The 26,979-nt window shown below is 51.9% G+C and carries 21 protein-coding genes; 8 read left to right on the top strand and 13 right to left on the bottom strand.

The annotated features are described in order from the left end of the window. Window positions 1-101 precede the first annotated feature (101 nt). The 3 genes from LJF34_RS24795 to gdhB all read left to right on the top strand — a co-directional run bounded on the left by LJF34_RS24795 (window position 102) and on the right by gdhB (window position 4,795). Entirely contained in the window at window positions 102-2,981 is a 2,880-nt protein-coding gene (locus tag LJF34_RS24795; protein ID WP_231188689.1) for a bacterio-opsin activator domain-containing protein, read from the top strand. Between the two features lie 383 nt (window positions 2,982-3,364). Then, window positions 3,365-3,508: a rubrerythrin-like domain-containing protein gene (locus tag LJF34_RS24800; RefSeq protein ID WP_231188694.1), complete on the top strand. Its 144-nt coding sequence runs from the start codon at window positions 3,365-3,367 to the stop codon at window positions 3,506-3,508. Window positions 3,509-3,511: 3 nt separating this feature from the next. After that, entirely contained in the window at window positions 3,512-4,795 is a 1,284-nt protein-coding gene (gene gdhB, locus LJF34_RS24805; protein ID WP_231188695.1) for a glutamate dehydrogenase GdhB, read from the top strand. 288 nt (window positions 4,796-5,083) lie between these two features. On the opposite strand, the gene LJF34_RS24810 is transcribed toward gdhB, so the two are convergent. After that, complete coding sequence (locus LJF34_RS24810; RefSeq protein ID WP_231188697.1) at window positions 5,084-5,500, bottom strand: DUF3267 domain-containing protein; 417 nt, start codon at window positions 5,498-5,500, stop codon at window positions 5,084-5,086. Window positions 5,501-7,378: 1,878 nt separating this feature from the next. Here LJF34_RS24810 and LJF34_RS24815 point away from each other — a divergent pair. Then, a complete protein-coding gene (locus LJF34_RS24815) occupies window positions 7,379-7,927 on the top strand; it encodes a hypothetical protein (protein ID WP_231188699.1) in 549 nt (182 codons plus the stop codon). Here LJF34_RS24815 and LJF34_RS24820 read toward each other — a convergent pair. The 6 genes from LJF34_RS24820 to LJF34_RS24845 all read right to left on the bottom strand — a co-directional run bounded on the left by LJF34_RS24820 (window position 7,924) and on the right by LJF34_RS24845 (window position 17,839). Beyond that, window positions 7,924-10,971: a type IV secretory system conjugative DNA transfer family protein gene (locus LJF34_RS24820; protein WP_231188700.1), complete on the bottom strand. Its 3,048-nt coding sequence runs from the start codon at window positions 10,969-10,971 to the stop codon at window positions 7,924-7,926. The two genes, LJF34_RS24815 and LJF34_RS24820, sit on opposite strands and share 4 nt — an antisense overlap. Before the next feature lie 100 nt (window positions 10,972-11,071). Next, entirely contained in the window at window positions 11,072-12,118 is a 1,047-nt protein-coding gene (locus tag LJF34_RS24825; RefSeq protein ID WP_231188701.1) for a hypothetical protein, read from the bottom strand. Next, on the bottom strand, window positions 12,118-15,333 hold the full coding sequence (locus tag LJF34_RS24830; protein WP_231188702.1) for a hypothetical protein: 3,216 nt from the start codon (window positions 15,331-15,333) through the stop codon (window positions 12,118-12,120). Before LJF34_RS24830 ends, LJF34_RS24825 begins: the two co-directional genes overlap by 1 nt. 439 nt (window positions 15,334-15,772) lie before the next feature. Further along, a complete protein-coding gene (locus tag LJF34_RS24835; protein ID WP_231188703.1) occupies window positions 15,773-15,919 on the bottom strand; it encodes a hypothetical protein in 147 nt (48 codons plus the stop codon). A 6-nt stretch (window positions 15,920-15,925) separates the two neighbouring features. Continuing rightward, window positions 15,926-16,744 carry a hypothetical protein gene (locus tag LJF34_RS24840; protein ID WP_231188704.1) on the bottom strand — a complete coding sequence of 273 codons (819 nt, stop codon included), beginning with the start codon at window positions 16,742-16,744 and terminating at the stop codon, window positions 15,926-15,928. 603 nt (window positions 16,745-17,347) lie between these two features. Then, window positions 17,348-17,839, bottom strand: a complete 492-nt coding sequence (locus LJF34_RS24845; RefSeq protein ID WP_231188705.1) for a hypothetical protein — start codon at window positions 17,837-17,839, stop codon at window positions 17,348-17,350. Window positions 17,840-17,986: 147 nt separating this feature from the next. Here LJF34_RS24845 and LJF34_RS24850 point away from each other — a divergent pair, with 147 nt between their 5' ends. Further along, window positions 17,987-18,208, top strand: coding sequence for a helix-turn-helix domain-containing protein (locus LJF34_RS24850; RefSeq protein ID WP_231188706.1), 222 nt, complete (start codon window positions 17,987-17,989; stop codon window positions 18,206-18,208). Between the two features lie 4 nt (window positions 18,209-18,212). Continuing rightward, complete coding sequence (locus tag LJF34_RS24855) at window positions 18,213-18,500, top strand: hypothetical protein (protein WP_231188707.1); 288 nt, start codon at window positions 18,213-18,215, stop codon at window positions 18,498-18,500. Window positions 18,501-18,507: 7 nt separating this feature from the next. On the opposite strand, the gene LJF34_RS24860 is transcribed toward LJF34_RS24855, so the two are convergent. The 3 genes from LJF34_RS24860 to LJF34_RS24870 all read right to left on the bottom strand — a co-directional run bounded on the left by LJF34_RS24860 (window position 18,508) and on the right by LJF34_RS24870 (window position 21,142). Then, on the bottom strand, window positions 18,508-19,632 hold the full coding sequence (locus tag LJF34_RS24860) for a hypothetical protein (protein ID WP_231188708.1): 1,125 nt from the start codon (window positions 19,630-19,632) through the stop codon (window positions 18,508-18,510). A gap of 431 nt (window positions 19,633-20,063) precedes the next feature. After that, window positions 20,064-20,210, bottom strand: coding sequence for a hypothetical protein (locus LJF34_RS24865; protein WP_231188710.1), 147 nt, complete (start codon window positions 20,208-20,210; stop codon window positions 20,064-20,066). A 221-nt stretch (window positions 20,211-20,431) separates the two neighbouring features. After that, window positions 20,432-21,142, bottom strand: coding sequence for a phosphoglycerol geranylgeranyltransferase (locus LJF34_RS24870; RefSeq protein ID WP_231188711.1), 711 nt, complete (start codon window positions 21,140-21,142; stop codon window positions 20,432-20,434). Between the two features lie 368 nt (window positions 21,143-21,510). Between LJF34_RS24870 and LJF34_RS24875 the strand changes: the two genes are divergently transcribed. Together LJF34_RS24875 and LJF34_RS24880 are read left to right on the top strand one after the other, a co-directional pair. Further along, a complete protein-coding gene (locus tag LJF34_RS24875) occupies window positions 21,511-21,879 on the top strand; it encodes a helix-turn-helix transcriptional regulator (protein ID WP_231188712.1) in 369 nt (122 codons plus the stop codon). A 210-nt stretch (window positions 21,880-22,089) separates the two neighbouring features. Beyond that, entirely contained in the window at window positions 22,090-22,551 is a 462-nt protein-coding gene (locus LJF34_RS24880; RefSeq protein WP_231188713.1) for a universal stress protein, read from the top strand. Between the two features lie 1,185 nt (window positions 22,552-23,736). Here LJF34_RS24880 and LJF34_RS24885 read toward each other — a convergent pair. From LJF34_RS24885 to LJF34_RS24895, 3 genes are all read right to left on the bottom strand, one after another. Then, entirely contained in the window at window positions 23,737-24,288 is a 552-nt protein-coding gene (locus LJF34_RS24885; protein WP_231188714.1) for a VTT domain-containing protein, read from the bottom strand. A gap of 419 nt (window positions 24,289-24,707) precedes the next feature. After that, window positions 24,708-25,358 (bottom strand): transporter associated domain-containing protein, encoded by a 651-nt coding sequence (locus LJF34_RS24890; RefSeq protein ID WP_231188716.1) that lies wholly within the window; start codon window positions 25,356-25,358, stop codon window positions 24,708-24,710. Window positions 25,359-25,473: 115 nt separating this feature from the next. Then, window positions 25,474-26,976 (bottom strand): glycosyltransferase family 39 protein, encoded by a 1,503-nt coding sequence (locus LJF34_RS24895; protein ID WP_231188719.1) that lies wholly within the window; start codon window positions 26,974-26,976, stop codon window positions 25,474-25,476. Window positions 26,977-26,979 lie beyond the last annotated feature (3 nt).

The following is a 26,979-nucleotide window of genomic DNA, read 5'->3' on the forward strand; positions in this document are numbered from 1 at the left end:
TATACGGAAATACACGAACGGCGAACAATGATATATGGATATCTGGTACGAGATTGCACCAATGCGATATATTGAACGTCCGGGGGTTCTATTATTAAGTAATGACGATTCCATCCAGTATGCTTCCATCGACACAGATCCTTCTCGTAGGAAGGAGTGAATGGATTTCAAAAGTTGCTGAATTGGTGGAAACACAAAGTCGAGCATCTATACAATCAGTTACAACGATTGACGACGCTCTTGAGATCTTTCAGGAACAATCTCCTGATTGTATTGTCTCTGAATATGACCTTGGGAAATCAACGGGGATTGATCTACTACGGTCAATCCGTGACAAAACCATAACACTCCCATTAATCCTATGTACTTCTTCTGGGAGCGAGTCGGTTGCCAGTAAAGCGATCACTGCTGGTGTTACTGACTACATTATGATCACCGATTCATCCGAACAGGTATCTGCCGAGATCATTGAACGAATCGAACGAAGCATTCGCTCTGCACGACGGACGACCACCCAGCGCGATCGGGCCAGACAGTTTGATGCAATCTTCCACGACACGCGGACAGCTACATGGGTACTTGATCCAGATGGTTCTTTAGCCCGTGCCAATCAAACTGCTCGGAATGTAATTGAGACGGACATTGAGGTCCTGGTTGGACAACCATTCTGGACGCTTCCATGGTGGTCTCAAGCAGATAGCACACAATCGGATGTGAAACGAATCATCGAGAAAGCGCTTGCTGGTAACTTTGGAAATGCCGTAGTCAAACGAACCTCTGACGAAGACAATACACAGGTTATCGATTTGTCTGCTCGTCCTGTTCGTAAAGAGGATGGAAGTATTATCTCGATCATCGTCGAAGGTGTCGATATCACAGAACGAGTAACCCTCGAACGGGACCTTCGTCAATCCGAGGAACTCCACCGTGTCACACTCAACAACATGACCGACACGGTGCTCATAACAAACGAAAAAGGAGAATATACCTATATCTGTCCCAACGTTCACTTCATATTCGGCTATACGGCCGATGAAATCCGTAAGATGGGAACGATTGATGAACTTCTCGGCAATGAACTCTTTGACCGTACTGACCTCGCAGCCAACGGTGTTCTCAAAAATATCGAATGTACTGCCACAGATAAAGCTGGTCGTGAACATACATTGCTGGTCAACATTCGCGAAGTCTCGATCCAGGATGGAACACTCCTGTACAGTTGTCGTGATATTACGAAACGAAAACAGCGAGAAGATGCATTAGCTACATTGCAGGAAACGGCCCGTGATTTCCTCTATGCAGAAACTCCGCAAGAGATCGCACATCATGTTGTTGATGATGTTCCGGGAGTTCTTGACTTCGATGCGACTGCAGTCTATCTATTTGACGCTGATAATAACGAACTGTATCCCGCTGTGCAGACAACCGCAATGGAACGGTTGAACGGGCCACTTCCGACAGTGCATACCGATGGTGAAAGTATCACTAGCTACAGTTTTCTGGAAGACGAAGCACTCTTTTTCGACGATGTTCACAACAGTGACCGACTCGAAAATCAAGCAACAGACATCCGGAGTGCTGCATATATTCCGCTTGGGGATCATGGAGTCTTCATAGTAGGCTCATCCGAAGTTGGGCAGTTTGATGAAGTAACTCGTGAACTCACAGATTTACTCGCAGTCACGGCTGAAGCAGCATTCGATCGAGTGAGACGAGAAAGTCGGCTGCGAGAACAGGACCGTGAACTCCAACATCAAAACAGCCAACTCACAGCTCTGAATCGTGTTAATGAAATCATACGAGAAATCGACCAAGCACTCGTTCAAGCCGAAACGCGTGCGGAAATCGATCATACAGTTTGTGAGCTCCTTACGGACGATGATCGGTTCTCGTTTGCTTGGATTGGCGCATCGGATTCCAATACAGAGACAGTCGAGCCGCGAGCGTGGGCAGGGAAAGAACAAGGTTATCTAGACAATGTATCCTTTGAAGTCAAAGAAATGGGGACGGAACCATCTGGTCGGACTGCAGCAACTCGAGAGGTGACTATGGTTCCAAATGTTGCTGACCAACTTCGAGAAGAAATCTGGCGGAAGGCAGCATTGTCACGTGATTATCTTTCAGTGTTGAGTGTTCCACTCGCATACGATGAGTTCACCTATGGCGTCTTGACCGTCTACGCAAAAACGCAAACAGCATTCGATGAAACCTCTCGTGAGGTACTCTCAGAGCTCGGTGAAACGATAGCGTCCGCAACAAGTGCTATCGAACGAAAAAATGCGCTGCTCACCACATCAATGACTCGAATCGAGTTCGGCGTAAATGACCCGACGTTTATTCTTTCACGATTAGCAGAGAAAGGAGAATGTACGCTAACCTATCAAGGAGGAGTTCAACAAACGGGTGACGGAAGTTATGTGTTTGTCTCTGCTAAGGGTACCCCAATAGATGTAGTGGAACAGGCTGCAGCGAATATCGCCGCCATTGATGAAGTGCAGCGAATTAGTGGTGGTGATACCGATGGTGTGCTTCGACTTCGGATCTCGCAACCGTTTGTTGCACTTGAGTTAGCAGACCACGGGGCAATCCTTCGAAGCGTATCAGTTGATGCGACGGCCGCAACGCTTGTGATTGATGTGCCAGAGAGTGTCGATGTACGCCATATTAAGCAACTCATGACCGACACGTTTACTGATGTTGAACTTCGATCGAAACAAACATTGGACCGATCGACGACCCAAGATTTGTATTCCGAGTTCCTCGACCAGTTAACTGACCGACAGCTCGAAGTGCTACAAACAGCATATTATAGTGGATTTTTCGAGACGCCGCGCGAAAATACAGGAGAAGAGGTTGCAGATACCTTGGGAATTTCACCACCCGCGTTTTATCAACATGCTCGGACTATCCAGCGAAAGCTCTTCTCGACACTTTTTGACGAGATTGGAGTCCCTGCAGTTACATCGCCAACTGTTGAATAACAGATCTAGAATTGAAGCCGCACTTAGTTGTGTAACAGTTACTGTTGTGGTGGTCACGACCGTATGTTCAATTGGGCCATGAACCGCCGAATTATCCAGGTCGGGACTGTTGGGTTGTTACTTCTGATTGGGATACTCTCGCTACTCGGTCTTGTGAGTCACGTACCGGGTAGTATACTTATGGGTGGTCTTGGCGTTGTATTAGTGATTTACGGATACATCTCTTATTGGATTACGGCGAGCACATGGACTACACCCATTCATTATGAAGATGGGTAGATGGTGTGGAAACCAGGGTTCAATAACAAATATTGTGGCAATAGTTGCACTTTGCTATTCAACAGTTACAATCATCCTCGACTGATTCGTATTACCACGTGATGATGAGAGACGTCGACTACGATCACGGAAGTAAAGCAGCATACGAATGCTTTAGCTGTGGAACTGTTTTGATGGTCGAAACCCATCCAGGGACATGTCCCGATTGTGGTGGCCCCATACGGAATCGCAGAACCCCCCTTGAATAACCCATGGCAACAAATTCCCCCCAAGAAAAGAAAACTGACCCAATTGAATTCGAATCAGCGTTAGAAACAGCACGTCGACAACTGGCTCATGCAGCTAGTCAACTCGATATCGATTCAAACATTGTCGAACGGCTCAAACATCCGGCGAAGATCCACGAAGTCACGGTCCCAATTGAGCGAGATGATGGAACGGTAGAGGTATTTACTGGCTATCGGGCACAACACGACAGTGTTCGAGGGCCGTTCAAAGGCGGTCTCAGATATCACCCTGGAGTCACCCGCGACGAATGCGTTGGACTCTCGATGTGGATGACCTGGAAGTGTGCGGTGATGGATATCCCCTTTGGTGGTGCAAAGGGTGGCATCGTCGTTAACCCAAAAGCATTGAGTGAGACTGAAAAAGAACGACTCACCCGGCGGTTTACCCAGGAGATTCGGGATGTTATTGGTCCAAATCGAGATATTCCTGCCCCCGATATGGGAACGAACGCCCAGACGATGGCATGGATAATGGACGCATATAGCATGCAAACGGGTGAAACATCTCCCGGTGTTGTTACGGGAAAACCTCCTGTTGTCGGCGGGAGCTATGGACGAGACGAGGCTCCAGGACGCAGTGTAGCTATTATCACACGCGAGGTCTGTGACTACTATGACCGTCCGCTTAATGAGACAACTATTGCTGTTCAAGGCTTCGGCAGTGTTGGCGCAAGCGCTGCTCGTCTCCTTGATGAATGGGGGGCGTCAATTGTCGCGATCAGCGACGTGAACGGTGCAGTGTACGATCCAAATGGATTGGACGTAGCAGCGATTTCATCCCATGAAGAAGAGCCCGAAGCCGTCACTCGTGGTATTGATGATGTTTTGTCAAACGAAGAGTTACTCGCTCTCGACGTGGATGTATTGATTCCTGCTGCAATTGGGAATGTCATTACTGAAGCGAACGCAAACGATATCCAAGCAGGGATCATCGTTGAAGGGGCAAACGGACCAACAACGTCCGGTGCTGATGCAATCCTCACAGAGCGAGAGATACCCGTCGTCCCGGATATTCTTGCAAACGCTGGTGGTGTGACAGTGAGCTATTTCGAGTGGCTTCAAGATATCAACCGCCGAGCCTGGTCCCTCGAGAAGGTGAATAAAGAACTCGAACATGAGATGCAAACCGCATGGAACGAAGTACGGCATGAAGTCGATTCTCGTGATGTAACATGGCGGGATGCGGCCTACATCGTTGCTCTCTCACGGATTGCTGAAGCACATCAAACACGGGGGTTGTGGCCCTAAAAGATGGTTTATCGTCCGTTTGTTCAGCCACCAAGCCCTTCAACTCCACTTGAACGAGGACTTACTCGACTATTACGGGTTGCTATCCTCGGGAGTGAAATCATCTGTCTTTCTTTTGCCGGACATCTTCTTATTGGATACAGTCTCCATCTGATTGGTGTCTATACACCCACATTTTCAATCTTAAGTCTATCTGATCCGTTCTTTGTTATCTTAATGAGTCTGATTGGCTTTGGGTTTGGCGCAGCCATAGTACAATCGACCCAAACGTATCCGTCGCAAATACAATCACCCCGAGCAACCACGGGAGAATAGGGTACTCAGGGCGATCACAACTAGTGCAGCACCATTGAGAACGACGAGCGGGCCCAGAGAAATTGCAAGCTGTTCGTTACGTGTCTTAGTGCCTGCCGAGATGACATACGGCGTCGGATCCCACTGCTCAATATCGATGCCAAAGGATACCTGACACCCATACCACCGGCCAACGAGCGCATGTAGCCATTCATGTAGCACAAAGGTCACGCAGACCGTGATGACTGGAACGACGACCATCGCAAGCGTCTGGGTGGGGAGGAGGAGAAAGGCCGCCATGTCGATGAGCACAAACAGCGCCCATGCCACACCCACGGCTAGTGGGAAGAATGACCCGACAGGCCACGATGGCTCAAACGGTTCGTAGGCGAACGCCCTGTTCTGGGTCATGTGCTCATAGTATTCCTTTTGCTGTTCTTCCTCGGTCTAGGAGTGCTCACCGAATTCAAGACCAGTTACAGAGTATACTTAGTGAAGCTGACGTCATTGGTAGTCATTGACGAGTGTTCGGAGGCGGGTAGCACTACGGATGAGAATCCGCACTGCTCCGATAACCACTCCAATCATCGCACCAACGAAGACGGTTTGTTCGACGATTCCATAAAGGGGAAGAAGTCCAACCTGGGCACAAATGAGCAGTATCACTGCCGTGATCCAAATCAAATATGCCCCGATGAGAAGGCGATACCGGAAGTACATGAGTTACAAATAAATTCATTACAAAATAAATATTTGCATAGCATCATTTGCTAGGGCCAGAGGGACTGTTATCCCGACGTGCAACACCCGAGTTTAAGTGAATTCTAGGTGAACCAAGAGATTGCCAACGCTCGATCGAGTTACCATTCTCAAGTTTGGAATCTACTCGTGCAACAGAGGCACTGGCGACGGGATGTTGAATTTAACCGGCACAACAGGAAGCCGGGCAGAGCTCAATCCGTTGGATGTTCTCTCTGGCATCGTCCTCCCTTTGTCGTGCTGTTCGACTTTTGAGCTTCCCTCTTTCGCTGATCTGGGGTTCAATTATTCTGTTCCGATCTGGGGTTCAACCTGCTGTAACACTGTTGGGGTTCACCTCTGCTATGATGCTGACTTCGTAGTCGCGCCGTTGGTGTTCTCCGTGCAGTGTTGCTGTTGATCGTCACCAGCGGTTGCTGCTTGTCTGATTGCCCTTGGGGGATTCCTCAACTGAGCTCTCATATGGGATTCAGCTGGTCGAACCAGAACTGGGATTCAGATTCAACACTCCATTGTAGGATTCCTGGTGTCTCGTCTCATTTGGGATTCCTTTTTGCTGATACTGTTTGCTGTTAGACTCTGGTTGGTGCTGCTCGAGCTCAGCTGTTGCTCGCCCTGATCGGCTGATCGACCGTCGTCATGACCCATTTTACCACACCGGACTTCCGCTGTAATTCTGTCCCAGTTTTGCTGCCTGCTGGCTTCCCCTCTCGTCGATAGCCATCTCATATTTGACATTGCTGTATAGTTGTTGACTGCTGTTGCTCTCTGTACTGAATTTGGTCTGGCCCTTCCTCGTCACCTCTCGCTGTTGCTGTCTCGTTGTTCGCTTTCTTTATCGCTGGTTCCCTACTCTCTACTGTTGACACTTCTACTGGCTGTAGCACCCTTGGAATACCAGATTCTCGTTCTGTACTGGGATACTACCCTGCTGTTATTCTCGGCTGATTGTTTCCGCTCTCCACTTCTTGTATCACTCTGCTGAATACTTTCTGAACCCCCTCTTTTTCGCCTCAGTCGAACCCCCTTTGTTCTCGTTCTTGGCCTGTTGTCTGCTGTTTGCTCTTTCTGTTGTCTCGCCTCTGCTGTTCGTCTGTTTCCTGTTGTTCTGCTGGTCTCAATTCAACATCCACTTTCTGATACCTTCTCAACTTCTGCCTGGCTGTTGCTCTAGTGAATCCCCCCTGTATCGAACTGTATTCTGGTCAGCCTGTCGCTCTCATCTGAATCCCTGACTGCTTGTTCCTGGTTGAATCCCTTCTGTGTCGTCTCTGTTGGTTGTCAGCCTTTGTCGACCTTGGTTATGTCTGATGTTCGATTATTTGGTTTTCCGTGTTTCTCGTTTCATTTGTATCCCCCTTGGCTTTGGTGCACCGTCTGGTATTCCAGTGTTTAGTGTTGCGCCGTTGATTAACACCCTCAATACCCCCTACTAACACCCTTTATTGTGGCATGTGTTTTGTGGTCATCAAATTAAGGCCTATATTTGAGGGCATTGGTTTTATGTGTATAGATATATGATAGGTAAATATGGTTGATTCACGCCCGGACATTGATTCGAATCTCGACTGGATTTCACGCCAGATCCTCGCGGCCATCCATGAGTCAGATGGGACTGCCGATACGAGTGAGATCAAGGCGATCACTGGGGTCACTGAGGGAACCAAGGTACCATATCGACTTAAGAACAAGTTGGCTCCCGACTTTGTTGATTTGATGCAGCCCGAGATGACCGATGATGGTCAGATCCCACCGAAGGTAGCTACTCTTACCGCCGACGGGGAAGACCTGGCTGAGACGATTGTCGAAGAGGAGTTTGACACTGCTGATCTCTCAGATGATTTAGAAAATGTGAAAGCCGATGTGTCTCGCTTAGCCGCTCGGGTTGACAACCTAGAAAACAAGAGCGAGTCAACAGCGGTAGTACAGAATGAAGACGTCGATTTGCAGGAACTGAACCGAGGAGTCGAGAAGTTGCTGGAGCAGATGACGATCATAAACGACTTTCTAAACGAGAAGTATGATGGGGAACTGCGGGAATTTGCAGAAGAGAAAAATCCCGATCCACCTCTCAATTAAGTCAGGATGTTGAAACGGTCTGAATCGTTCTCATCGTCGTCTGATTCACTCTCGTTTGTGTGTGACTCTTCGCCGCCCGCTTCCGTCGGTGGCACTGGTTCATTGTCCGTCGTCTCGGTAACAGTTTCATTTTTATCCATTTCATCGCTCGCATCTGCGCGATGCGCTGCTGGCTCTACACCGTTCGATTCATCTACCGATTCACTGCTCGGTTCTGATTCTGACTCCGTTTTCTCGGAGGCTGTGCCCGGCTCGTGGGCTATCTGATCACTGGTTGTCTCATCCTCAAACAAGGGTCGAAGTTCGCCCTGCTCGTAGCGCTGTGGCCCGTCGTAGGTGTCGTTGTCATCATCCGGGAAGATGACGAACTCAAAATCCTTCTCGGTGGGAAGCCGACCAAACTCTTTCTCCGGTAGGAACGGCACGGGCACTTTCTTCCACTTATCCGCCCAGCCCTCTTTGTCCTCGTACGTTTCCTGCTCGCCGTCGTGGTAGATCGTATAGGTTCGGTCGCCGGGGTCGTAGTGATAATAGGCGGGGAACGCCTCTTTCTCGACCGCTTCCAGGGCGTTCATGCTCTCGAAGCGGGCATACTCTTCATCAGTATTTGCATGTGAGAAGACGATTTCCTCGCCGTCTTCCTGCCACTTTACGGTATCGTTCTCCTTGTTTAGCTCCTCGACTGCTGGCCGGAGCGCGTAGCGATTTGGTTCCGGTTCGATTGCCTCGCCCTTATTGAAGAACACACGGCTCCCGTGCGTGCCATCACTCGCAAAGGTGAGTGTTGAATAGTCGGTTTCCGTCGCTTGGGCGTGGCCGGTCGTGTGGTAGATCGCTCGTTCGCCACGACGTGCCCAGAAGACGAAGCTATCTTTCGATGCGGTGGCGTCCTTCGTTGTGAATACACATTTCTGATCGGCCTCAACCGCTTTCCGCAGGTTCGTCAGTGTCTGCATCGGCCGTTTGATCGTGGTTGTCTCGGCCTCGATGCTCAGATTCTGCCCGCCTGAGAACGTGTAGAGGTCGCCATAGCTGTTGATAAGTTCCTCGCGCTTCGCCTCGATCTTCGGCAGGGTTGGCTCGGCTGTTGGATCAATTGGCAGCTTTGCAACGCCGTCCGGCAGTTCACCGCCTTCATCCTGGCTCGGTAACGAAACCCGATAACCAAGCCGTGTGAATGCCTTGAACGACTCACCAAGCACCCAGCGGTGATCCTCACCGCCACCGCTGCCACCCTTGCCGGTGTCCTGCTCGAACAGTTTCGTGTGCCCTTGCTCAGTAAGTGACGCCATGACCTTCCCGTCCTTCCGCTGTGTATCGACCAATCCACCCAGCTTTTCGACCACGAGGTTCGTGAACGCCGGATAGTTGTCGTAGTTCGTCCGCCGCTTGCACTCGGCCTCGATCTCACGCACCGACACACTGCCCATCCCGTTGCTCGTCTGCTCGACCGCTGCCACAAAGAGAGCTTCCAACACGTCCTTATCTGTCAGTTCGTCCGGTGCCTGCTCGCAGTCTTGCTGCTCTTCAACGGTCGTCTCAAGCGCCTCACCCAGGCTGCCGAACTGGAGATTTTGCTGTATCTCTTCGTCCGTCTGCGGTGTCCGTCCGTACTGATCGAGCGAAGCCCGTATCACGTCGTCTACCTCATCTTCGGATCGAAGTGGCGGGTATGGCGGGAAGGTATGCAACTTGAGTGGGTCGGAGTAGCCACCTCCGTTCAGCGGCACGCGCGTCCAAATCCGGTAGTTCTCCGTCTCTATGAGGTCTTCAACCTCGTACCCCCGGAATTTCTTCATAAGCGGCCGGGCGTCATCATCATCATTCACCCGGAAGGCCATGAGGTTGTTACAGTTGTTTTCGACCGCTTTCAACACTCCAGCTTTCTTGAGTTGAGTCGGATACTGACACGCCAGTGTGACCGAGAGTTTCATCGAGCGGGCCCGTGCGAGCATGTCCTCCACGTCCAGATTCTCGTTCAGCACTTTGTCCGACTCGTCGAAGATGGCAAAGAATGGTTCACGCTCTTTCCCGTCGAACGATTTGTTCTGCACCGCCGTCCAAATGGGACGCATCGTCCCGAGTGAAATCATCTGCTTAATATCGTCATTCGTGACGGGGGTGCGGACGATGACAATTTTGTTGTCGTTGATGATCTCCTCGAAGTCGATCGTCGAGGACCGACAGGCAGCAATACGTCGGATAATGCCGTTTTCGACCCACGATTTGATGCGCTTGAGCAACGGCCGTACCTCGTCGTCCTCCATCTCCGCGATCTCATTCACGAACTCGGCCACAAACGGGTCTTCCACTTCTTGGGCAAACTGCTCGCGGCGCTGCTGATTGAGCAACACAAAGTAGAAGTCGATAATTGAGTAGTAGTCCTGGGGATGATCAGCCTCCACGTTGTGCCGGAGCATTGCCCGGCCCATTGATTCGGTGATCGACTCCATATTGATCCCCCAATACTCGTCATTGTCGAAAATCGCTTTCAGTACCTCCAAGCGGTCTTCAATCGCCCGCTCTCGTTCGGCGTCGGTGTCGCATTCGGGCACGTCGAGGAAATTGATCGCGACGGTTTTTTCGAACTCGTCGCTCCCTGGCTCAATCCACACGACGTCATCTAGTCGATGCTCGGGGAGCATGCGCAATAACTCCCGTGAGTCCTCGGCTTTCGGGTCGAAATAGACAAAACCGTGTCCGGCATACGCGAGTTGCACCATCTGATTGAGCAACAGGGTGGTTTTCCCCGCACCGGTCGTCCCGACCACCCAGAGGTGCTGGAACATATCTCTGAACGGGAAGCCCGTTGCGGTGTAGCCCTGCTGAGCGGAGACATTGTATCCGGCCCAGATCGGTGACTGTGGATTCTCGTAGCCATCTTCAAGGCCGCGTCGAATCCGCTCACTCGCCACCAAATCGTACTCTCGGTCTGGACTCGTGCTTGGGGTCTTCGTCGCCACGTAGGTGCCACCCTCTCGGATGTGGTCCTGCGGGTCGATCTGGTAGGGTTCGCCTGTGAGTGACTGCATTTCGTCGGGCACGTCATTCACATCGTCTGTGGGCTGTTCGTCTGCTGCTGGCTCATCGTCTGAACTGAAGTTAAATAGTGACATGGATGGGTTGGAAATGATGGGGTGGTCGTTACTGCTGCTGTGCTGAATCCGGTGGGATGCTACTGCCCCGTTGGGTGTTCTTCCAATCGACGTTCGGCGTGTTGATCTCCTCGTTGGGAATGTGGGCTGCCCCTGCCAACTCATTAATCGTGAGAATCATCTCACGGTCGTGCCATTCACGCGTGTGGAATGACTCGATCATCGCCGGAAGGTGACTCTTCGAAATGGGCGTTGCCTCAAAGCCTTGCTCGGTCTTGCTGTTGTAGTAGCGGGTGAACATCCCTGCAACACCTTCACAGCGGGCTTCAGCCTCGTACTCGTCGGGTGAAATCGCGATTATTCGAAGGTTGGTGTTGAACGCGTATTTCCCACGTTGCTGTTCGATGATCTTCGCGGCGTCCTTGTCCTTTTTCGATGCCTCACGTTCGCGTGGATCGAGCCATCCCGTTACCGTGTTTTGGCGCAAGCCCTCGGCGACATCATCGACGCTCTCACCGCGACGAAGGAGCCCGCCCCCATCGTCGGTCGCCCACTCTTTGGGTACCGGCCGAAAGACGACCTGGATGACGACCCGCGTCTCTTCCGGCCCTTGCATTTCGCTCGTGACTTCGCTGTAGGGGTCATGAGTGAACCCGTCGCCCTCATGATGACGAATTGGGTAGAAGTAGTGACGCTCGATATCGAGTTCCGCAGCGGCCACGTAATCATCTTCGCGGATGGGCGGGAAGCCCTCACCATCCTCGACGGTATGCACATCAGAGTTCGCATACGCATTTTCCAACCGTGTCGTGTACTTGGTGGCGGCTTTCTTGGTGGCGGCGTGCATGAGGAATTTCACACGGCCTTCATCAAACCAGAGTTCGAACGCGTGGTGATCACTCGTATTCTTCCCGCGAAGGCCACTCGTCTGCACGTCGTGAATTGACTGCAACAGACGGGCCGCACCCTGAATGCCGTCGTTGTCCTTGTGTGGCGTGATCCGTAAGAGCGTCCCTGGCGTTTCCTCGGCAGGTTGGAAATACTGCTCGCTGAGTCTGGATGCAGTGAACGTGTTGTCACTGTCGAACAGGCCCATCAAATCTCACCCCACTCATCTTCGATGTACGGCCGAAACGGCCCGTCCTCACTCGCTTTGTAGCTATAGATGACGTCCTCGAAGGGAGAGGCGCGTTCCTGAGCGTGCATCCACCCCTCAACATCCGCGTAATCGACGAGATAGTCCGTATAGCCCAGGCCGTCTTCCCCGCGTTTCGCCTTGCTGGAAATGAAGTTCAGTTGCTCGTCGTTCATCCCGAACCGTTGCTTCGCGTCGTCTTCCTCCAGCTTGTCCGTGTAGAAGAACTCGGTTGTCGGGACCTGACCGAGAATAGCACGCTTGGACTCTTGCATGTCCTTGTCGTCGGCGCTCGCGAAGTCACTCGGCCGGTGCGAAAGGAACCACAGTCCGGCGTTGAAGTGCCGCCAGTGACGGGCCGACTGTTGGAGCCACGCCAGGATTTCCTTCGATTGGAAGAGATAGTGCGCTTCGTCGATCACGAACAGCGTCTTACTCGGCGCCCGCTTCACCGCTTGGTAGACCTGGCCGAGCATCAACTGGAGCATGGTCGCTTTGTCCGCCGCGGCGCCGAGTCCCTGAATCTGTTGGAGATCGAGGTACGACACTTCACCCGGGCGAATGTGAGCTTCCGATTCCCCGACGAGCGCATCGTGTTCGCCGCCCTCTTTGAAGCCACTGAGACGGCGGAGGAGCGGCCCGGCATTCTCTTGGATCTGTGCCTTTTCGAGTTCCGAGTCGACATACTCGCCCGGATTCTCACCCATGTCGTTGACGATCTCCCGGAAATTGGCCATCGTCGGACTGTTCTCGGCTTTGTGTGTGGTGACGTCCTCTTTCAGTACACCCGCCTCCTCGTAGGTGGCGTTCAGGGCATCAGAAACGAGTGGCGCGAACTCGCCAGCTTCGTCCCCAATCATATCGAGAATGAAGTTACGCGCCTCGGTGAACTTCATATCGTACGGATCCAGGTTCCCCGATGCCGCTAATGCCGCTTCCGGTGTCTCCTCGATGTGGAGCGGGTTGATCGTCTGTGAACCATCCACGGTGATGTGCTGGCCGTTCAAGAGTTCAATGAGACTCCCAAACTCGCCCATCGTATCGCATAGGATGAGCGTGCGGTCCTCACCTGCCAGATACCAGCGGGTCGCTTGCTTGCCGACGTGGTACGATTTTCCGCTGCCGGAGTTCCCGATCGTCAGTCGGTGACCGGGTGCCACTGAGAATTGATCCTTGATGATTTCACTCCCGTTCTGGACGTTGCGCCCCTGCTCGACGCCGTCTTCCTGGTCGATGTAGGCAGATACCGGCGGGAAGGCCGCCGCGATCGTTCCCGACAGCGTGAGCGAATAGCGCTCGCGTGTTGAGACATCCGCGAACTTGTCCCAGCCGTTCGGCGAACAGGATTCGAATAGTTCAGCCTGGCGCTGTTCTGGGGCCAGTACTGTCAGGTGAGCGGGTGCGCTTTCGAGGGTGTCCCGCACTTTATCGCAGTCGTCTTCGAGCGCCCGATGTTTCGCGATATCCAACGTTAGGTCGTCTTCGCTCGCCAGGCCTTCCTCAATCCGCTCCTCGGCTTTATCAAGCGCCTGGCGTGTCCCGGCACGAACCGTTACGTAGCCGCTCAAATCCCATGGCTGGGCCTGTGTGTGGTGGAGCAGCTTGTACATCTTCACGTACGGGTCCAGGTCGTCTTCGACGAGAATCGCCGAGACGTCGCTCACGTCTTTGCGCTCGTCGATATTCGCGTCAATCTCGCCGATCGTATCCTTCAATTCCAGCTCTGTCATGCGTTTGTCTCGCTCGCGAACGTCCAGACAGACGTCTACGTCCACACCTCGCATCGTGTAGATCTGCTCGAGGAACTTCTCTCGGGGCTCGACCGGCCAATCAGCAATCCAGTAGGTACGACAGTACTGTTGTCCCGTCCGAACATAGCCGTCGCGATCGTCGAACGTCTGTGGCGCGAGGAGTTCCTGTACCCGATCGTGAGCCAAGCCGGTGCCGTCGTCGCCGCCCGCGAGCGGGGCAAGCAAGCCCTCACGAACCTGCGCGAGGAACGACGTGTCTCCGTCGGCGTTATCATCCGCATGCGTACTCGTTGCGACTGGTTGCGAGATGGTGCCACCGTCCGTTGTCGCTTCGACCCTCGCGACATCCGCTACTCCTGTCCGTGGCGCGTCGGTTGCATCCACGGCTTCCGGGCGTGGACTGTCGCCCTCTTCGGCGGTGTGGGGCCACACCGCTGCATCGATATCTTTCGTTACCCGCTTGGTGTCGAAGGAGTGTTCCGTGCCGCTCCAGTAGCGGCCCAAGAGAAGCGCATGCTCGGCCGGACCCACTTGGGTCGTCTCACACCCGTCGGTACTCCCGAACGCCCGACAAAGACGAGACAGGCGGGTTTTCACTTCCCGCTGCATCCGCCGGCGCTTTGCCTCCCATTGTTCATCGTCGCCACCGAACAGTAACGAGCGGATCTCACCGTCATCGGTCATATCCGACACCGCAACTTCGTCCGGTCGAACCTCGACGACGAGATAGTGCTGCCATTCCCGAGCGTCGAAGCGGGGGAAATCGGTGTTCTCGGTCCACTGAATGACGCTCCGCAATAGCTCGCGCGCTAGTTTCCATTCCTCGCCAGCGTACTCCGAGGAGTAGAGCTTTGCGCGGTACTTGTCGGTCACATCACGTGGATCGATTTCCAGTGCGGAACTGAACAGGCGAAAACTGAAATCGCTCACGTGCTGGTCGAGTTCAGTCCGAACCCGGCCAATCATTTCCCGTGCCTCGCTCTCATTCTGCATCGCCGTATTTCGGCCCGAAATGCGAGCCATCGCGACTAAGCGCCCGTCGTCCATTTCGGCGGTGCCATCGGCGTGGATTCGCTTCACGCCATGGACAGTCGCCGCTTCGTCGCCCGTCTTTGGCAGGCGACGGCTGGCCTTCAGCTGAGCGAGCGGGCCCTTAATCCGGTCCAGCCCCGTGGTGTACTCGTCGGAAGAAATCGCGAGCCCAAAGGCGCTAAGTCCACCCAGAGCGCCGATCCCGGCGCCCACTGCAGAGGGGACAAGTGGGGCGCCGAACAGGGCAGCGAGGCCACTAATGCCCATCAGACCGGCGCCCGGCGCGCCGTAGAGCATATCATTCACGTTGAACCCGTGAAAGTCGAGGCCAGAGTCAACGTAGGGTGGGACGAGCTGTGTCGGGTCTTTCGGCGCGTCTTCGTTGGTTGTCATGGGTAAGGCCCGTTTCCCAGCCTTGCACTGGGACGGCGGCGTGAACCGAAACGGGTCGTAAACCTCTCGTGAGATCTACTTCAACGGCTGAACCTGAAACCGAAGCCTAGGGTACCGAGACAGATCCCGACCACAAACCACTCCGAGGCCAATATTGGGCGGAAATAGGTGAAGATAGACGTACCTCCGAGTGCGCATCCTGAGAGCCGAGATGTCTCTTTCGTCATCGAAAGCGGACACACAGGGAGTGCGGAGAGGACAGGAACGACGACGAGCAAGGCTCCTACGAGAGACAGCACAGTCCCAAGTACCGAAAGGCGCATGTCAAGAAGGATCTCATCGGCGGACTCGTTCTGATGTCGTTCCGTTGAATGTTCTGTCATTGGTGAGGCCCGTCTCCCAGCCTTGCACTGGGACAGCGGCGTGAACCGGAACGGGGTTACTGGTCGTGCTGTTCTGCATACCACCGAGCCATATTCGCGGCCATCAACCGGGACTTTCCGACCCCGGTTTGACCAAGCGTAATCCGGTGGTATCCGTCGTCTTCTGCCAGTTCGAACGGTTCGACTGTGGTATCTTCTGTCATGGTTGATCACTCGTATCGCTGGAGGATGTTGCGCCCCCGGTTGAGTTCATAATCGGCGCGTTCCTGTTCTTCGCGGGCAGCTTGGGCGTCGATGCCGCCGTCGGCATTTAGTGCATTATCGACCGAGTGGTAGTTCACCGTCTCATCATCCGCCGACGAGCCAGTGCTAAACGTCGAGTTCGCCGACTGCTCCCAACTCGAATTGTCGCTGCGATAGTCCTGGACTTTCTCGTGGACTTCGTGGCCGACGCGCTCACCGGCCTTGTCGACGTATTCACCCGCCTTTCGTTGGTTCGCCGTAGACGTCCCGAGCGCGACCGACGCCGCATTATTCGCGTGCGCGAGCATCTGTTTTGGAAGGATGAGCAACGCGAATCCGAGTCCCCCGACAACGAGTGCAAATGTTTCCAGCGCACCGAGTGCTGATGACGTCCACGGGAGCTTTGAGAGGAGCAGGAGGACAAGCGATTGGAAGAGCTTCGTGACAATCACGACCCCAAAGAGGTAGACGAACGTGTCACCGATGCTCTTCAGGAACCCGGAGAAGCACCGACACGCCCAGGCAAGCGGCCATAGAAACACGCTCAAGTAAATGAGCGCGCGCTCAAGCCCGAGGACGAGAATCCCAACGACAACCGTCCCTGTTTGGAGAATGCCGAGAGCGGCACCGAAGCCGATCCCAACACCGAGTTTCGCGAGCTTTGAGTTCGTCTGAATGAACTCGGCACCGCCAGGTGCGATGGACATCGCTGTCTCGTTCGCCAAGTGGAGGATGAGTGGCGGGATAATCCACGTCGTCGCCAGCATCAAAAATGCAATGCCCACACGCTTCCAAGCTTGGCGTTTTTCGTACGGATCCGATCGGTAGAAGGACATCCCGAACCCGGCCATGAGAACCACTGCACCAAGACCGGACGTCCACCGAGCAGCTGTATACACACCGGGCCACAGCCCATTTTGCGGATTGATCCATGTACTCGGGTCATCGGGCTGTCCGGGCGCAGGAATCGCTGCAACGCTGTCACGGACCATATTCGCGATTCCCTTCCCAATTCCGAGGAAGATTCCGGCGATCGCTTTGAGCTGTCCTCTCGCCATGTCGACCGGGTTAATCGATGGGACAAGTCCTCCACTGATTCCATCGAGAAGGCCACCACCGTCACTAGCATTCCCACCGGTGCCACTGTTCCCGCCGCTCGTAGAGTTGGTACCATTCGTCGTTGTCGTCGTCGCGTTGTCCGGGGGCGATGTTTGCTCGGCTCCTGGACCCCCGATCCAGTGATGCTGGGATGTTGTCGAGTTGTTCGCTGCGACTTGTTGTGCGGCGACGGGAGTAGTGAGTAGTGCAACTACCGCGACGAGACAAAGCACCGACAGCCACCTGGTGTTACGATTCTGTATCATAGTCAAAAGGATGAGCCATGTGGCTCACATGATGTTCGCGAAATTCACGCACGACAGCGTGCTCACACCGGCTTTGTCGATGACGACCGCGAACAGCGGGAAGAACCACGCGCCAAGGAACGTGATAATCGCACCTTTGAGCGCCTCGCGGCCCTCCTTCTTTTTGTCCGAGCGAGCGCTCCCCATTTTGTTCACGGCAATAGCACCGCGGAACGCCGAGAGCAGAATCATCCCAAGTGTGATCATCCCAAACGCGAGTGTAATCACAGGACCGAGTCCGGACGAGCACATCACGTCGCTTGCTTCGTTGGTCGCTTGTGCTGCAACCGGCACTGAAAACACCGACAAGAGAGTGATTGTGCTCACGCTCTTTCGAACGGATTGCGTGGAAAGAACCTCACACGCCTTGGTGAGTGCGGATCTCCAAGACCGGTCACTCTGTGGTGAGTCGTATTTGTAGTACTGGTACCAGCGTGAGTTGGTTTTTCCATCTGATTTCGGCTTTTGTTCAATCATCGTATTCACTATGAGATCTAGATCTCTAGATAAATACTTTACGGACACAGTGGTCTAGGTTGTATTACGAACACGACTGGTGTGTCCGTAAAGTACTAGTAGTTCGGAATAGGGCTGTTTTACATGCTCCTATACAAACCCAGTAGCATGGTCTCGCTCACAGATGTCGACAAAGAAATTCTCGAACTCCTTCGGGAAGGACGCGCAACCCAATCGTATCTCGTCGACGAAACCGGTCGCTCACGCCAACACATCCACAATCGGTTAGGAATCCTTGCCGCTGCCGGCTATCTTGAGAACATTCACGCGAAGACGGCATTGTATGAGTTAGTGGACGACCCACTTGCTGATGAGGAGAATGGAGGATGAGGCCATGCAAATCCCACCGTTATCGATTGAGCCACCAAACGAGAGTGCCCGAGAGACAGTGCGGCGCCATATTGCAATACTTCTCGGTCTCGGCAAAGTTCTGCTCGTCGCCTGTTTGATTCAGATCGCCGTCCTCGGAAGCGTCGGTGCGGTCGCACTGTATGTCCTTGACGTTTCGAACCAAGCAGGCGGATGGATGGTCATTTTCTCATGGTTTGGTGCTGCGTACCTGATGAAGCTCTATGCACGAAGCGTCTTCCCGGTGAACGCTGATCGGTTCGAGCGCGTGTAGAAACACTTCACGCGATTTTTTCACCGTCGAGAAACACGTTCTTGAGCGTCGCACCTCCGTTCCGAATGACTCGGGCCTTTGTCGCCTTCCACCCGGGCGTGTTGATCACGAAGTCTTTGACCGTCGCCTGATCAACGCCCTCGTCGACGACGAGGGCTTTCATCGGTGTATCCTTGATCGTCACCTCAACATTTTGGATCACTGCTTTCTCAACACCGTGCAACGCTGTGAGCGACCATCCGGTCGGCTTTGTCTGGACGATTTTCGTATTCGAGACGGTACACGTGCCGTCGTCGATTCGAATCGGGCGCTGCTCGTAGTAGAACTCCTCGCCAAACGAGCGATCGGTCACAACGACACAGTTGTGAATTCGTGAATTATCGCCGCCGATCCGGATATTCGACGCCTGGCTGTTCGCCGCGATGCAGTTCACGACCTCGACCGTGCCATCGCCCGTTCCAGGATGCCCACCAATCACGTAGATGCCGTTATCGGGCCAGCCACCGAATAACGAGTTCTCGACGCGGAGGTATCCCTGTGCCTTCGGATGCATTGTAATTCCTGACGTTGCCCACGAACGGCCAGCGTACGGACCGCCGTCGTAGGTGTCACGAGTGTTAATCGTCTTTTGGTAGGTGAGCCCACCAAAGCGAAAATCAACATTACTCACGCGAGCCTGAGCTTCCTCCGTTGATGGGTGGACTCGAAGTGGTCCCTGACAGCCAAGCGAATGCATCCCGATCTGACGAAGCGAACGGATTTCGGATGTTCCTGCAGTATGGTGATTCAATACCTGCATCCCTTGGTTATCCCCGCGCCAATCGAGGGTAAACCCGCCGAACAAGAACTTCCCCCGATGCGGATTGTCTGGAATGCCAATTTTGAAATGCTGGGCAGGGCCGTGGAACTCGCCTGCTGTCACATCGAAGCCGTTGATTGCATCCACCTCCCCGTGAACGAGCGTTGCGTTCTGCCCGATAATGCCGAGGTTCTGAAGCCCGACACGCCGAATCTGGCTGTTCATTTTGTACTGTCCGGGTGGGAAATAGAGGAGCGTATCACTCCCAATTTCGCGCTGGATTATAGGCGAGACATCCTCGTTGCCGGTTGGATCCGCGCCTGCTTTCGCCATGTTCACAACGTTCTGGAACTCGCCACGCCACGGCGTGGGATCGATCGATCCAAAATTACCATTCGTTGCGTTCGTACTGTTATTTGTCGGCCCTGTGGACGGGACACTCCCACCGCTCGCGCCTGTTGGAAGGAGACAGCCTGACAGAGCTGTCGCTCCTACACTTGTGCCTGTCGCGAGATACGCACGTCTGCTATACAATTTGCGGGTATCCGTATCAGTAGATGGAGATGATGTCATGGAGGGGAATCAATAGTGGTTCAGTGCGGCCGTTGTTTCTAGGATATAGTATTACATCTGTCTAGATAAGATTTTCGTGAATTACTGCATTTACAGATTTAAGTATATTAGAAGTTGCAACTGCCTGTGTTAGCATACTATGCTAATTAGAAAACAAAAGAGTACGCAGCGTAGCCAGATTAACCGACGAGTTAGCGAGTAGTACCGGGAACGAGATCCCACACGTTCTCTGTCGCGACGTACTCACCGTCCTGTTCTTCGATGTATCCTTCAGCAAGCGCCTCAACTATTGAATCATCAATATCGCCGTCAAAGCGACCATGCTGGGTTGCAATCACACCGATGTGGTCACGATCAATTGTCGCACGGTTTTGCCCGCCCGTATTATGCTCGATAATCCGAGCGACGATTGCGGCATTCTCGCTTATATCGAGTGGTAGTGCCCGAACGTCGTTAAATCGGTGGGCGATACTGGTTAGCATTATGTACTAACTTACGAACGATTGTAGGCGCACACTCCCAATCGACATAATCACCACTTAGATGGGAGAGCACAGGATTATGAATCGTGATGCACATCCCTTGCTCCACGAACAGTTTCCGCGACCGCCTTGAGACCAGCGTCATGGAGTACATCCCCGACAATAACCGTATCAGCGACACCCGCCATCTCGTAGGCCGAATTGTAGTCGTGAATTCCACCACCATAGAAGAGCTGCGCAGATGAGAGTGCATCTCGCGTGGCAGCGACAGCAGCTGGATCGCCAAGCATGCCAGAATACTCGAGATAGACGATTTGCTGACCGAGGACTTGTTCGGCGAGTTCAGCATAGGCGATGACGTCATCGACGTCGAGGTCACAGTCTGCTCGCGTGTATGTGGCGACTGCCGACGCCGGATTCAGGACGATATAGGCTTCTGGATGGACGGCTTCCCACTCAAGATCAGATGAACGAACCCATTCGTGGTGTGCTCCTGTGATCCACAATGGGTCATCGGCATTCAGAACGATCGGCAGCAAGTAGCCAGAGAGTGACTCAGTGTGAAACGACGACGGGCGATAAGTCAGCTCGACGAAGATGGGAATCTCGGTAGAAGAAAGCGCATCAAGAATCGGTTGAACACGGGCTTCAGTGACGTTCGTGGTGCCACCGATGATGATTGCGTCGGTACCCGTGTCAGCAATGCCAGCGTAGGAATCCCCACCATGGAGTGCTTTGTCTGGGTCGACCTTCGTGACGTGCTCCCACTGTGTCCACGCAGCCGCCATAGCTCACCGTAATGCGATGACACGCAAACCACTTTCTCTCCACAAAAATGGATCCACTTTTGTCCACCATCTTAGCTCTCATAGATATTCGTGTCTCACTCTCTGTTGTCGAAATGGAAGTCGTATGTACCAGTTCGTTCGAGTTTCCCTTGCTAGAAGTATTAGTAAATATGAATTTCAAATTGGTTCCACATAGCACTGTGAGGCAACTCCGACTCATCTCGAAGGTTTTCTCGGGAATCAAAGCAACCAATACTCTTCTCTTCCCGCAATAACGAGTGTTGAGCACAAACTCTTCTACTCAGCTAGCACCATTTTGCTGTCGTAGTAATAGTAGATTTTAAGTGTTGATGATTAGTCACTCCGGTATGACTAATTCAGAATCTGATCAAGACACCGCTGCTGACACACACGAGAACGAATCCGGTCTTGATTTTGCTTCTTATAATCTCCCGACCGATCTCACCGCCTTTCAGGCACACCTCTTGTGTCTCATTTACCGCTTAGGACCAGTCGAGGGTGTCGATCTACAGGAGGCATTAGAAGATATCTATCCTGAGCCGATCAATCATGGTCGATTGTATCCTGGCCTCGATCGACTTGTTGAGAAAGGGTTGATTTCGAAGCAGACCAAAGCAAGCGATAAGCGACGAAACGCGTATGCGACTGTCGGTCGTGGTGACTGGGTGGTCGAAGAGTATCACCGATTCATGCACGATATTGTGACGCCGAAGTAGCCAGCAAAACAAGTCCTCACCGCTAATTGGCAATATGGGCGCCGTGAGTCGAAACATGATTACCAGTATTTGACAGTGTGAAAAATCAGGCGGCAGTTCAACGGGCAGTCGATCCTTGTTAGAACGGTTGAACAGAGGTGGATTCGTTTTACTGCCGATGTGTGGATCCGCCAGCAGCTATTTTCCGTATCATCTTGTAGTGGAATCACAATGTACGACCGAATACTCCTTCCAGTCGACGGAAGTGAGGGGGCAAAGACTGCAATCGAACAGGCGATCACACATGCTCAAACGTACGATGCGGAGTTACATGTACTGCATGTGATTGACCAGTCAGCAGTCGAACTCACGACACCATCAATTGAAGGGATCTCGACGGATGTCGTTTATGAGCAACTCAATGAGCAAGGACAAGCACTCGTAAACGAGGTCACGGAAGAAACGAATGAAGCCGGTGTGACAACGACGACAGAAATCGTCGAGTATGGCAGCCCTTACGAAGAGATTCAGTCGTATGCAGCCGAGCAGGACATCGATCTCATCGTCATCGGCACGCATGGGCGATCTGGTCTCGATCGGCAACTCCTTGGAAGCGTTGCGGAAAAAGTCATTCGGACCGCAGAGGTTCCTGTACTGGCCGTTCAGCTTGATGAAACTCCGACAACAGACTAGCTAGCGTTGAACGAACGGTATTTGTGCTTTGTGGAGAGCGGCGGTGGGTCGATTCCACTGGCGCTGATGGAATCAACAAGAAATGAAGTCATAGATTCCAGTCATAGACGTTCTTTCGATAGCCGACCGCAAACACCCTCGGTACATCGTTATCTCGTTTCCAATCGATTATGACGCAATAATCACCAATCTAAGTTTGTAATCTGGGTAATTACCCAGTGGCTCAAGTCTGTATTCTCAGTGACACCGTCAAGTTTGTTGAGAATTTGGTTTAAATATCATGCTGCAAATTTTCTATCTGTTTTACTCCTCTCCCAGAACACTCTACTGTGGTCATTCTTCGCTATGCCAAGTCATTCACTCAACTCATCTTGAGAGACGGGTTTCCTTTCTCGGACTGTTTTCATCGATTCGAATGTCTTCAAGAGTCTGTTCCGAGAGTGAGGTCGGGTTCTCCTTCTCCATGTACCGGCAGGTGGTATGACGGACAAAATTGCTTTAATTAGCTAATTACCCATCTTCGGTGCTTTTAATTTGTATCTAATCAAAATGTCATATAGATATAAACTCAGTGACCACCATTGCTGGAATTGTAAGAACGAGTCATATTGTTTGCTGAGTAAGTAAATGTCTGGTTCGGAAAGTTGTGCGACTCGCTGAACCAAACAATTAGACCACGGCAGACATTGTGAAATAACTTTCTTTCGGCGAGTTCGTTGCAGAGGTAATTAAACGAAACAAAGGCATGCATTTGTTACTTGCAGTCATTATTGTTGCAGAACCAGCACTCACAGCACTCTTCGAATCGATTTTGCAGACATAGTTGTCGGCTATAGAATAAATATTAATATCGGAGTCAGCTTTGTTCTGGTCTATCTCTCGGAGAGGAAGATTTCAAGCACTCCAGCCTGGTTGCGCTCTCACCTTCGGCCATGTGTTTGCCGATCATGGATCGTAGAGATGGTTTGGACATGTACAGGCAATAGTTCGCCAATCACGTCGTCAATCGAGATTATGTACTGATGGTCTGCGGAGTTTTCGTGGCTCTTACTGATGGATCTAGTGGTCGAGGATCATCGTGACGCGAAGTTGAATTGTTCTTGTTTGTCGTGTTTCTGCATCGCCTCATTAACTCCAAATTTTATTGGCACTAGATAGCATTCATGCTACCGATAAAAATATTAATTAGATGAAAGTAAAAGCTCCTCCGATAAAGAGAATAGTAACTAGAAGCCGACCAAGACTACCAAGAAACGTGGCAAGAGCGAATTTAGTATAATCTTCTTCAAGGACTGCGAAGGCATAGATCGAGATCGTATCCGGAAAAAATGGGATACATAAGGCACCTGCCAACCCTCCATACCCATAGGTTTGGGCCAGTTGGACAGACCGATTTTCAGACCACTTTATGACATCAAAACGAGAACGGCGTAACCAGCGAATGATTGGTCCAGCCCTTTTCGCCTCTTGACCGATATGGAACGCTAATAAGCTGCCAAGAGCTTTACCAAAAGCACTGCAGAGCATGATAAGTGCGAGTTGTGCCGAGGATGGGAGCCCTAGCTCCAGAGGTGCAGCTAATACTACTTCACTTGGTCCTGGTAATACAAAGGCAATTAAAAAAGAGTAGATGAATACAAGTCCAATGCCTGGCCATCCAGTCGCCGTTTCAATGGCAAGATCAAATCCGTCAACAAGGTTGAGTAATTCGCCATTTTGCCCGAATTCGGTACTCATCAAGACGAAATCACAGCACAAAATGAGGGATAGCAATTAGTAAGTATTTGCCTTCTAATCCCTCACAACAGGCCCTTCATCACAGAAAGCTGATAAATTTGCGCTGGACAATCGTTACTACAAATGCCGAATAATAGACAAGGAGTGATTTAGTATCGCCATCAGGCGATACAATGAAATCCGATCACTTATCGTCGATGACGGAGAATCTGAATTCGTCGATTAAATGGTGACTTATCAGGAGATCATCGCTGTGTTCGGTGGCCTCTTTGCTGTGTTAATCTGGGGAGTAGTGAAGTTGTGGTTGAAAAATCGCCGTTAACTCTTACCTATACTGGATATTCATAGTTGAGTAAATGAATATCGATTTTGAGGTAATATTTCATTAGAAATTATACGATTGTTTTCAGGGTCGTCTATCAAGAGACAGTTTTTGACTTAGAAGTATTTTCTGTTGTGCTCGCGCCATCGCTATCTGACCGACCCATTCGGATACGCACTAATGTAATGCGTGTTTGGTCAACCGTTTCGACGTAGAGTTGGACACCATCGCAGTTGAACGTTTCACCTTGCTCAACGAGTCGGCCTGCATGGTTGAATAACAATCCAGCAACTGTTTCGAATTCTTCCCCATCAGGTAACTCCAAACCAAGTGTTTCATTCACTTCGACAATATCCACATCACCACGAACAAGCGCGGTTTGCTCATCAAGCTGTGTAATCGGTGCGTCTTCTGGGCCTTCAAGAATTTCACCGACAATCTCTTCGGTGAGGTCTTCGATCGTCACAAGGCCTTCAGTCGTCCCAAATTCGTCCACGACGACCGCCATTTGGATTCGCATCGTCTGCATTTCTTCTAATAACTCATCAAGTGGTTTGCTCTCGGGAACATGCTCAGGAGAATCCATTAACTCAAGATCACTGAGGAGCGTCTCTCCCAAGACGCCATTCTGTTGTATTTTAATGAGACTTTGTATATCGACTGTCCCAACAACATTATCGAGAGTGTTCGTATACACTGGAAGACGGGTGTGATCGCTTTCGAGACACCAAATGATTGCATCGTTCACTGTCTCTCCGGTCTCAACCAGGCAACTGCATCCCCAGATTGTCAGAAGATATTTGATTCAAAAAGGTAGTGATAACAGCGTCTAGTAATTCGCAGCTTGAAGGTGTCTGCCCGACTCAAAGTTGAGTCTTCTGTCGTACCGGGTGTTTCGGGTCTTCGACAAAGCGATATGCTGTAATACCGGCAAAGTGTTTGATGGCTGCACGGTCATGCGTCCGACGTACTACACGGAGAACCTTCCGTCGATGTGGTTGTTTCGAGGACGAAAAGACGACCCATACTGTGTCGACACTCCTGACTTGTTTTCGAATCTCTGGGCGAAGTGGTCCTGTAATATCACCAGCTGTCGGCATCCCGGCTCGATCGAAGTAATATCCGAATGGCGACGACGACTTTCGTTTATCGACGATGATCAGGTCATCGGGCGAATAGCCTTGATCGACGAACTTGGCAGCGGATTCAAATTCCCGTTTCTGGTGGTCTGTAAATTGGAAGCTATTCAGTGCGACGGCGTTGAGCAGGATGATTGCAAGTAGTACTGTTCGGACATTGGGACGCGGGATGAACGCAGCACCACGCGCAAAGAGAAGATACAGTGCAACGGAGCAGCCGATCAAATATTTGGGGAAGAATATCGGCTGGATAAGATACGAGAGGACGACTGCCAAACCGGTGGGGATCAACAACCAACTCCAAAGGAATACTGATTTTTTCCGGGAGAGAAAGTGAGAGGGGACGAACAGAGCGCCACCAATGCCGATGAGTAGCCCAACCTGAACGGCGATACTCATTGGTGGATGCGAGTATCGAACCGTGAAATGGGTGTATGCAGAGATGATATCATGCCAATTTGGTGGCGCAGGAATGTGCTGCACTTGGCTTCCGCTCCCATAGGAATGCGGGATGAACACTTTCGCTGCAATCATCCCGACCGCCGGTGCTGCTCCTATACCTACCGGGATGGCTATTCTTCCTGCTTCTCGAATACAAGACCGCCAATTCTCGGTACCTATCCACTCTCCCCAAAAGAGATAGAGAAGTTGAGATGTGATAACGAAGAATCCAAACACGTGGGTATATGCGAGAAGGATAGCCGAAATGATGAAGAGAGCCATCTCCTTGGTTTGCTTCGAGGTCAAATAGCGAAGTAAGCAGTAATACGATGCGACGGTGAGAAAAGCGAGAAGCGAATACATTCGCGCTTCCTGCGCAAAATATATCTGAAAAGGACTCACTGTCAGCATTAGTGCCGCAATTGCAGCCACTTGAAACCCATACAGGCGCTTTCCGAGCGCATAGAGAACGGGAATCGAAGCGATACTGAACGCTGCGGACAACATCCGCACCGTTCCCTCTTCGGTTCCGCTAATGGAAGTCCATGCTTTCAACAGAATATAGTACAACGGAAGATGTGGTTGAACTTTCGGGAGTTCCGTAATGATTTCCTGATAACTCATGGTGTGGATGAAGTACATCGTGATTGCCTCATCTAACCAAAAACTGTCGAATCCGATCGTATGAACCCGGAGAATGCTGCCCAAGCCTACAGTTAGCGAAATGAACAAGAGCTGATAATAATCAGAATACTGTAAGTCAGCTTCTAAATCGCGAAGATTCATTCG

Source organism: Haladaptatus sp. DYF46, from assembly GCF_021083305.1.
In the GTDB taxonomy this organism is placed as follows: domain Archaea; phylum Halobacteriota; class Halobacteria; order Halobacteriales; family Haladaptataceae; genus Haladaptatus.